This is a genomic window from Arachidicoccus sp., from assembly GCF_050436765.1.
In the GTDB taxonomy this organism is placed as follows: Bacteria; Bacteroidota; Bacteroidia; order Chitinophagales; family Chitinophagaceae; genus Arachidicoccus.
Window position 1 is genome coordinate 1 of the sequence record NZ_JBNQGD010000345.1, and the last position, 2,089, is coordinate 2,089.

A 2,089-nucleotide genomic window follows, 5' to 3' on the forward strand; every position below is an offset into this window, starting at 1 on the left:
CTATATATCTGCAAGCCAGGCTGATCGGTGTACACGCTCATCTCGATGCCTGACCTATCTCCATCGACAATGGCTGCCAGATGCCACTCATTGGTGCTATCCAACACAAAGTTGATGTCATATCCTTTGCAGTTTTTTAATTGTTGATTATCCTTATCTATTCTCGCGCCCATGGTCATCGGTGCTCGGAAATCAAAGGGTGTATTTACCACGGATTCTATTTCCCCGGTGGGTATTAAAGTCGAGTCAACCGGTGTATAATGGCTGGCAAATATCTGGAATTGATGATTCAATATGATTCCGGATCCTTCGCCATTTAGATTAAAAAAGCCATGATTGGTAAGGTTTACCACCGTGGGCTTGTCCGTGGTGGCTTCATAGGCCATCTCCAGCCCATTTTTATCATTGAGATGATAGGTCACTTTTACCGTTAAATTACCGGGAAACCCTTCTTCCATATCCTTAGATACTCTTGTAAAAACAACTGTGCTACTATCTGGCTGTGTCGCATTAAATACCTGATACTGAAATCCCTTTTTACCACCGTGTAAAGTGTTGGGCCCGTTGTTTAAAAATAATTGATACTGTTTGCCATTCAATGTAAAGCGACCTTTTGCTATGCGGTTACCAAAGCGCCCTATTGTAGCACCGTAATAAGGCTCGGTAGCCTTCTGATACTCCGCGATGCTTTTAAAGCCACAAACAACATTTACCATTTTCCCGTTTTTATCCGGCACTTGTAAACTAACTAAACGTCCACCATAATTAGTAAAAGTGGCGACCATTCCATTAGCATTTCTCAAAATGTACAAGTCGGTCTTCTGACTATCGACAGTGGTCTGAAAACCCGACCTGTCAAGTAGCTCAGCGGATTTGTTATTCGCTGTTTTTGCAGGTGGGGTTTGACAACTTACTAGTAGCAAAGCGACCACACTTATACTTAGGCCCGCAGAAAATATTTTTTTAGTAAAGGACATTTTATATGAATTTTATTTTTCAGCATTTAATTTTCTAATAAGATCTGTTTCCGCACTTCTATAGGGCGTAAAATCTTTTCTAAAAATATCATGAAACCATTCTGCTGGCTGACTGCCATCAGGTATTGGATGATCCCAAGCATAAATAGTATTAGTCTTACCTTCGACAAAACCCCAATTGATTGCTCCCACATCTTCTTTCTTCAACATAGGTAAGATATTTGAGAAACGACTATTCCTCGGTCTTGCCATATATTCTGTACAAATCAGTGGTCTACCAAATGATTTTAGTACCTGAATTACACGCAAATGCATAACAGGTTCTTCATAATCGTGATAGGTAATAATATCAGAATTAGCTATTTGAAAAGCGTTCAATTTTTCTAAGTTCCAATCCCATAAACCCGCAGTGATAGGTTGATCGGGATTAACGGCTCTTGCCCAGGTAAAAATAGCTTTCAACAAAGGCATTGACTTAATGCCCTTACCACTGTTACCGGGTTCGTTGTATAAGTCCCAACCCAAAATGCGTTTATCGTGCGCAAAAGTGGAGAGTACATCCTTTACATATCTTTCTAGTTCAGGAAAATTAGCGGAATTTTCAGAGGCAGGCTGACCTGGATCTTGCATCCATCCCGAGTTATGAACACCGATTTTGGGTGCAGGTTGTTTCCCCGGTTTTGGATCTTTATTCCAGCAATCATCAAAGAAAACAAACAGAGGTTGGATGCCATGCCTGGCAGCAATAGCTAAAAACTTATTCATCCTTTCTTTAAAGCCTTTGGGAGCTTCTTTCCAGGCTACGCTATGCAGAAAAACGCGCATGGTATTAAAGCCAATACTCTGTGCAAGGCCCAATTCTTTATCAATTAAGTCCGGACTAAAAGTGTCCGCCTGCCACATCTCTAGTTGATTAACAGCATTGCTGGGGATATAATCGGCTCCTGTTAACCACTTGTGTGCTGCATACCATTTGTTGGCATGATTCGCTGTCCAGACTTTACCCACAACATCGCCATTACCTTGTGCTGGAGATTTTACACAAGTCAGAGCAAATAGGGCTACAAAACCGATCGAATAAGTCTTTTCATTGATTATTATATTTATTGTTT

The 2,089-nt window shown here is 40.8% G+C and carries 2 protein-coding genes; both read right to left on the reverse strand.

Translation table 11 applies throughout. The annotated features are described in order from the left end of the window. On the reverse strand, positions 1 to 977 hold a 977-nt coding region (locus tag ACQR30_RS14865; protein ID WP_429736501.1), incomplete at its 3' end, for an aldose epimerase family protein. 12 nt (positions 978 to 989) lie between these two features. Then, the coding region (locus tag ACQR30_RS14870; protein ID WP_429736503.1) for a 1,4-beta-xylanase at positions 990 to 2,089 on the reverse strand (1,100 nt) is incomplete at its 5' end.